Annotated in this window: 6 protein-coding genes; 2 read left to right on the forward strand and 4 right to left on the reverse strand. The window is 72.1% G+C overall.

Annotated elements, in window-relative coordinates; genetic code table 11:
* Positions 1-21: 21 nt before the first annotated feature.
* From ACH4SI_RS11140 to ACH4SI_RS11150, 3 genes are all read right to left on the reverse strand, one after another.
* Positions 22-1,032, reverse strand: coding sequence for a chitinase (locus ACH4SI_RS11140; protein ID WP_398295074.1), 1,011 nt, complete (start codon positions 1,030-1,032; stop codon positions 22-24).
* Positions 1,033-1,159: 127 nt separating this feature from the next.
* Positions 1,160-1,873: a response regulator gene (locus tag ACH4SI_RS11145; protein ID WP_398295076.1), complete on the reverse strand. Its 714-nt coding sequence runs from the start codon at positions 1,871-1,873 to the stop codon at positions 1,160-1,162.
* 216 nt (positions 1,874-2,089) lie between these two features.
* Positions 2,090-3,709 (reverse strand): ATP-binding protein, encoded by a 1,620-nt coding sequence (locus ACH4SI_RS11150; protein ID WP_398295078.1) that lies wholly within the window; start codon positions 3,707-3,709, stop codon positions 2,090-2,092.
* 164 nt (positions 3,710-3,873) lie between these two features.
* Between ACH4SI_RS11150 and ACH4SI_RS11155 the strand changes: the two genes are divergently transcribed.
* Complete coding sequence (locus ACH4SI_RS11155) at positions 3,874-5,319, forward strand: cation:dicarboxylate symporter family transporter (RefSeq protein ID WP_398295080.1); 1,446 nt, start codon at positions 3,874-3,876, stop codon at positions 5,317-5,319.
* 134 nt (positions 5,320-5,453) lie between these two features.
* Here the strand turns inward: ACH4SI_RS11155 and ACH4SI_RS11160 are convergent, their stop codons facing one another.
* Complete coding sequence (locus tag ACH4SI_RS11160) at positions 5,454-5,648, reverse strand: hypothetical protein (RefSeq protein ID WP_398295082.1); 195 nt, start codon at positions 5,646-5,648, stop codon at positions 5,454-5,456.
* A gap of 142 nt (positions 5,649-5,790) precedes the next feature.
* Here ACH4SI_RS11160 and ACH4SI_RS11165 point away from each other — a divergent pair.
* Positions 5,791-7,103 (forward strand): BTAD domain-containing putative transcriptional regulator (locus ACH4SI_RS11165; protein ID WP_398295084.1); only part of this gene is annotated, 1,313 nt, incomplete at its 3' end.

A 7,103-nucleotide genomic window follows, 5' to 3' on the forward strand; every position in this document is an offset into this window, starting at 1 on the left:
TCGGGTGCGGTGAGCGGCAGTTCAGCCGGTATAGCCCGCGAGCGCCTTGGTGAAGTCGTACGTCCCCTGGTTGATGCCGCTGCACGCGTCGGCGTCCGTGCCGGAGCCGCACTTGCGGTCGCGGTTGAGGGACCAGAAGCTGACCCGGGCCAGATGGTGGCTCTTGGCGTACGAGATCATGGAATTGAAGTTCGCCAGGGTCACCGTCTCGCCCGCGACGTCCGTCTTGCCGTTCATCGAGGAGAGGCCGACCTTGCGGTAGGCGGCGTCCGAGGAGAGGCCGTAGGCGCTCGCGACGGTGGTCTTCAGGCCGTCGACCGCCGACTTGGTGGCCGCCGCCATGTCGACGGAGCCCTGCCCGAAGTCGAACGGCATGACCGTCCAGCCGTCCACGTCGAGCCCGGCCCTTGCGCCGCGCTTGACCAGGTCGGTGCCGTTGGCGTCGGGCCCGGTCGTGGTGGTGCCGAAGGTGACGTACACCTTGATGCCGCTGTTCTTCTGCTTCACGGTCTTCAGCGCGTCGATCACCCGCTGCCGGACCGTCGCGTTCTCGAACTCGGTCGATTCGATGTCGATGTCGATCGCCTTGAGCCGGTACGCGTCGATGACCTTCTGATACGCGGCGGCGAGTGCGGAAGCGGACGAACACTTCTCGCCGAGCTTGTTGCCGCTCCAGCCGCCGAAGGAGATGGTGACGTCGCCACCGGCCGCGCGGATGGCGTTGATGGTGGACTGGTCGGTGCCGCCGGTGAGGGCGCGGGAGCCGTCCCACTTGGGGGCGCAGCCGCCGTCGGAGAGCATGAACGCCATCGTGAACTGCCGGGTGCCGGTCGCCGACATCACGTCCGTGGCCTTGGGCGGGTTGCCCCAGCCGAGGTAGAGATACGGACCGGTCTGGCCGACGGCCGCGGCCGTCGCCTGGGGGTGGGACGTGGCCTGCGCGGTGGTGGCCGCGCCCGTGGTGAGCAGGGCGGCCAGCCCGGTGGCCGCGGCGGCCAGGGTGCGTCTGTGGTGTCGCCGGGGGAGCTGCATGGGGCGTCCTCCTGGGGGATGTGCGACTGAACGTAGCGAGCCGTCATGTCTGCGACAAGATGGCGGATAGGAAACTTTCCTAATGGTCGCCCGGTGGACGCGCTCGGCGTTTCGCCCGGCAGGGTGTTCAGTGCTCGTTGAGCCAGCGGTAGACCAGCTCCGGGCGTCCGATCTGCCCGTAGTGCGGAGTGCGGACGGCGCGGCCCGCCTCCACCAGGTGTTCCAGATAGCGGCGCGCGGTGATCCGTGAGATCCCCACCGCCTCCGCCGTCGCCGCGGCCGAGACGCCGTCATCGGCGCCGCGCAGCGCCTCGGTGACCGCGTGCAGGGTGGCCTGGGTCAGGCCCTTGGGCATCGAGGCGGGCTGCGGTGCGCGCAGCGCGGCCAGCGCCCGGTCCACCTCGTCCTGCCCGCTGGCCTCGCCCGCGGTCGACCGGAACTCGGCGTACCGCATGAGCCGGTCGCGGAGGGTGGAGAAGGTGAACGGTTTCAGCACGTACTGGACGACCCCGAGCGAGACCCCGTCCCGGACCACGGCGAGGTCCCGGGCCGAGGTGACGGCGATGACGTCCGCCGCGTGCCCGGCCGCGCGCAGCGCCCGCACCAGCTGGAGGCCGTGCCCGTCGGGCAGGTAGAGGTCCAGGAGGATGAGGTCGGCGGGTGTCCGCTCCAGCAGCCGCTGGGCGTCACTGCCCGTGCGCGCGGTGCCGACGACGGCGTATCCGGGGACGCGCTCGACGTACATCCGGTGCGCGTCCGCCGCGACGGGGTCGTCCTCGACGACGAGTACCCGGATCGGCCCCGGGGTCGGGGTCGCCGAGTTCGCCTGCGGCGGGCTCATGGGTCGGGTTCCTCTCGGGGCGGGCAGATCAGCGGCGTGCAGCTCGGGGGCGGGCGGATCAGCGGCGTGCAGGTCGGGGGCGGGTAGATCAGGGGCAGGCAAAAAGCTCGGGGGCCCAATTTACGGAGCGTAATGAAGGGTGGCCAGGGTTACGGCCCGGTGAATCCGACGGGTGTGGTCCCGGGCGTGGTCCCGGGCCCGGTCATCGGCGGGCGCTCACGGCGCGGGGGCCCCGGTGGCGAGCGGCAGGCGGACGGTGAACTCGGCGCCGGAGCCGGGCGCTCCGGCCACGTCCACGGTGCCCGCGTTGCGCCGTACGGCCTGCTGGACCAGGGCCAGTCCCAGGCCGCGGCCCTGCGACTTGGTGGACCAGCCGCGGCGGAACGCGTCCTCGGTCGCCGCCGGGTCGAGACCGGCGCCGGTGTCCGCGATGCGCAGGGTCAGCTCGTCGTCTTCCGCGTGGACGGTGACCGTGACGCGGGCGCTGCGGGCGGCGCCGCTGCCGACGCCCTCGGTGGCGGCGTCGATCGCGTTGTCGACGAGGTTGCCGACGATGGTCACCAGGTCGCGGGCGGCCAGCCCGGGCGGCAGCAGACCGTCGTCGATACGGCTGTCGGGGGTGAGGACGAGTTCGACGCCGCGCTCGCTGGCCTGGGCAGCCTTGCCCAGCAGCAGCGCGGCCAGCACGGGTTCGGCGACGGCCGCCACCACCTGGTCGGTGAGGGCCTGGGCCAGCTCCAGCTCGGCCGTCGCGAACTCGACCGCCTCGTCCTCCCGGCCCAGCTCGATCAGCGAGACGACGGCGTGCAGCCGGTTGGCCGCCTCATGGGCCTGGGAACGCAGCGCCTCGGCGAAGCCGCGTACGGAGTCCAGCTCGCCGGACAGCGCCTGCAGCTCGGTGTGGTCGCGCAGCGTGACGACCGTGCCACGCTGTTCGCCGCTGCTCACCGGGGAGGTGTTGACGACCACGACCCGCTCCGCGGTCAGATGCAGTTCGTCCACGCGCGGCTCGGCGGCCAGCAGGGCTCCGGTGAGCGGGCTGGGCAGGCCCAGCTCGGAGACGTAGCGGCCGACCGCGTTGTCGGGCAGCCCGAGCAGCTCCCGGCCGCCGTCGTTGATGAGCGCGATCCGCCGCTGCCCGTCCAGCATCAGCAGCCCCTCGCGCACCGCGTGCAGCGCCGCTTCGTGGTAGTCGTGCATGCGGCTCAGCTCGGTGGCGTTCATACCGTGGGTGTGGCGGCGCAGCCGGGCGTTGATGACGTACGCGCACAGGCCCCCGACGGCGAGCGCGCCGGCCGCGACGCCGAGCAGGGCCAGCAGTTGGCGCCGCACCTGGGCGCTGATGGTCTCCACCGTGATCCCAGCGCTGACCAGCGCGGTGATCCGGCCCCCGGCCCGCTGGTCGCGCACCGGGGCGATCACCCGCACCGAGGCGCCGAGGGTGCCGGTGTACGTCTCGGGGAAGATCCGGCCGCGCAGCGCGGGTTCGATGTGGCCGAGGTAGCGCTCCCCGATCCTGTACGGATCGGGGTGTGTCCAACGGATGCCACGCGGGTTCATGATGGTCACGAAGGTGACGCCGGTGTCCCGGCGCACCTTCTCCGCGTACGGCTGGAGCCGGGCGGTGGGGTCGTCGGTCCGTACGGCATCGGCCACCGAGGGGGAGTCGGCGATCGCAGCGGCGGCAGCCGTCGCCTGGCTGCGCGCGGCGGCCGTGGCCTGGTTGCGGTCGGTGATGTACGCGAAGACGGCACATCCGGCCACCAGCGCGGCGACCAGCACGACCTGCATCGCGAAGAGCTGCCCGGCCAGGCTCCGCGGGTGGGGGATGCGCATGTCCATCAGTCTGCACACGAATCTTTGTGTGAACGAAATGAACGGAAGGGTGACCCCCGTCACAGGCGTCGGGCATAGTCGCCGGAACCGTTCAAGGCGGTGTGCGAGCCGCACACGGTACAGCGCCGGGACAGTTGGACGGCCATAGAGAAGGAGGCAGCACCGTGGCTGCGGAGATCACGCCGCCCGCATCGGGACGTACAGAGCCGGAGCGGCCGAAGGCGAAGAAGAAGGAAAAGATCCACTACCTCTACCTCGCTGTGATCGGCGCGGTGGCGCTGGGGATCCTCGTGGGCTTCGTCGCCCCCGACACGGCGGTCGAGCTGAAGCCCATCGGCGACGGCTTCGTGAACCTGATCAAGATGCTGATCTCGCCGGTCATCTTCTGCACGATCGTGCTCGGCGTCGGTTCGGTACGGAAGGCCGCCAAGGTCGGCAAGGTCGGCGGTCTCGCGCTCGGCTACTTCATGGTGATGTCGACCGTCGCCCTCGGCATCGGCCTCATCGTCGGCAACATCCTCGACCCCGGCAGCGGGCTGCACTTCAGCCAGGAAGTGGCGAAGACCGGTCACGAGCAGGTCGAGAGCGGAACGACCGAGGGCCTGTCCGGGTTCCTGCTGAGCATCATCCCCACCACCCTGGTCTCCGCGTTCACCTCGGAGCAGGTGCTCCAGACCCTGTTCGTCGCCCTCCTCGTGGGCTTCGGTCTGCAGGCCATGGGCAAGTCCGGTGAGCCGGTGCTGCGCGGCATAGGCCACATACAGCAGCTCGTCTTCAAGCTGCTGTCGATGGTCATGTGGCTGGCCCCGGTGGGTGCCTTCGGCGCGATCGCCGCGGTGGTCGGCGAGACGGGTCTGGACGCGCTCAAGGCGCTGGCCGTCATCATGATCGGCTTCTACACCACCTGCATCCTCTTCGTGTTCGTCGTGCTCGGCACGATCCTGCGCCTGGTGGCCGGCGTGAACCTGTTCTCGCTGCTGAAGTACCTGGCGCGGGAGTTCCTGCTGATCCTTTCGACGTCCTCCTCGGAGTCGGCGCTGCCGCTGCTGATCGCCAAGATGGAGCACGCGGGCGTCAGCCGTCCCGTCGTCGGCATCACCGTGCCGACCGGCTACTCCTTCAACCTGGACGGCACCGCGATCTACCTGACCATGACGTCGCTGTTCATCGCCGACGCCATGGGCAAGCCGCTCGCGATCGGCGAGCAGATATCCCTGCTGCTGTTCATGATCGTCGCCTCCAAGGGCGCGGCCGGTGTCACCGGCGCCGGTATGGCGACCCTCGCGGGCGGTCTGCAGTCGCACCGGCCCGACCTGGTCGGCGGCGTCGGCCTGGTCGTCGGCGTCGACCGCTTCATGAGCGAGGCCCGCGCCCTCACCAACTTCGCGGGCAACGCGGTCGCCACCGTCCTGGTCGGCACTTGGACCAAGGAGATCGACAAGGACCGGATGAAGCAGGTCCTCGCCGGAGAGCTGCCGTTCGACACCGCGGCCTTCGCGGCGAACGGCGGCGGCCACGGCCCGGCCGCCGACGGCTCCGAGGACGCCGACACCAAGGCGCTCCCCGAGCAGCGTGACAGTGACACGGCCAAGGAGCACGTGCCTGCCTGACACCCCACGCCCCCGCGGCCCTGCCCTCCTGAATCGGGGCAGGGCCGCGGTCGTGTCCGGCCTGTTCACAGCATCGGTGCCCCGCGTCCTCCCCCCGTGGCAGAACACGGGACACCCGAATCAGGGGAGGGTGGTCAGCCCTCTCCATCCGCCGCCGGACGCAGTTGCTCGGGGAGCGCGGTCCACTCGGGGCCGCCGTTGCGCGGCTTGACCCACGCGATATTGCCACCGGTGTCGATGTACGCCACGCGGCCGATGGCCTCGCGCTCGATGTCGTAGACGAGATCCCCTATCCGGGGGCTGCGGCGGGTGCGTCCGGCCGTGGTCATGATGCCCAGCGTCCTACGAGCCGCTGATGTGCGGCTGATGCCTCGCTGACCTGGCCGGTGGGTAGGCTGCATTGTCGAAGTGAATCTCTGGTACCGACGGGGGCAGCGCGTGGACGGGACCGGGTTACGCCTCTTGGGGCCCGTGGGGATATGGCGGGACGACCAGCTGCTGGGCCCGACCGCCGCGCAACAGCGTTCCGTTCTGGCGATGCTGCTGCTGGAACCGGGCCGGGTGGTTTCCGTCGACCGGCTGGTGATGGCCGTGTGGGGCGAGGACCCGCCGGGCTCGGCGCGCAACGCCGTCCAGGTCCAGATATCCAAGCTGCGCCGCATCCTCGCCGCACTGCCCGAGGCCGAACTGACCACCTCCGCCAAGGGCTACTGCCTCACCGCCCCGCGTGCGGCGGTCGACCTGCACCGCTTCCGGGACCTGGTGCGCGAGGCCCGTGCGGAGCACGACGACCGGGCCGCGGAACTGCTGCGCGCCGCGCTCCAGTTGTGGCGCGGACCCGCACTCGCCGACGTGGCGGGCGACTGGCTGTCCGACACCGTCGGGGCCGGGCTGGAGGAGGAGCGGCGGGCCGCGGTGGAGGAGTGCGCCGCGATCGACGTACGAGCCGGGCGCCACCACGAGGCCGTCACCCAGCTGTCCGCGCTCGTCGCCGAACACCCGCTGCGCGAGCGCTCGGTGGCCCTGCTGATGGAGGCGCTGTGCCGGTCGGGGCGCCGGGTCGACGCCCTCGCCCTGTTCCGCGCCACCCGGCAGCGGTACGCCGAGGAGCTGGGCATCGAACCGGGGGAGGAGCTGCAACGCCTGCACCGCCAGGCGCTCGACACCCGAAGCGGATTCGGCCCCGGGGCGGGGGCGAGTTTCGGCGCCGGCCCCGGGGCCGGGTACGAGCCGGGGAACCGCGCCGGGTCCGGGGCCGGAGGCGTGGCCGGGGGCCGCGCCGGGGCTGGCACCGGGTACGAGCCTGAGCCCGGGGGCCGCGCCGAGTCCGGCGCCGGGCGCGGGGCCGGTCAGACGGCCGGGGGCCGCGCCGGGGCCGAGGCCGGATACGCGTCCGGAGCCGGGTACGAGCCTGGGGACCGCACTGAGTCTGGGGCTGGGTACGACCCTGGGGCTGGACAGGAGCCCGGGGGCCGTACCGCACCCGAGGCCGGGTACGAGTCGGCAGCCGGGTACGAGCCCGGGGACCGCGCCGGGGCGGGTGCCGGATGCGCGGCCGAGCCCGGTACTGCGCTCGGGGCCGCCGGGGCTGGCGGGTGCGCCGCCGGGTCCGGCACCGCAGCCGGGGACCGCGTCGCTGCCGGAGCCGGGTACGAGCCCGGGGTCGGGTACGCCCCCGGGGGCCGTGCCGGGGCGGGTGCCGGATGCGCGGCCGAGCCCGGTACTGCGCTCGGGGCCGCCGGGGCTGGCGGGTGCGCCGCCGGGTCCGGCACCGCAGCCGGGGA

The organism is Streptomyces sp. NPDC021212, from assembly GCF_044332925.1.
Lineage (GTDB): Bacteria > Actinomycetota > Actinomycetes > Streptomycetales > Streptomycetaceae > Streptomyces.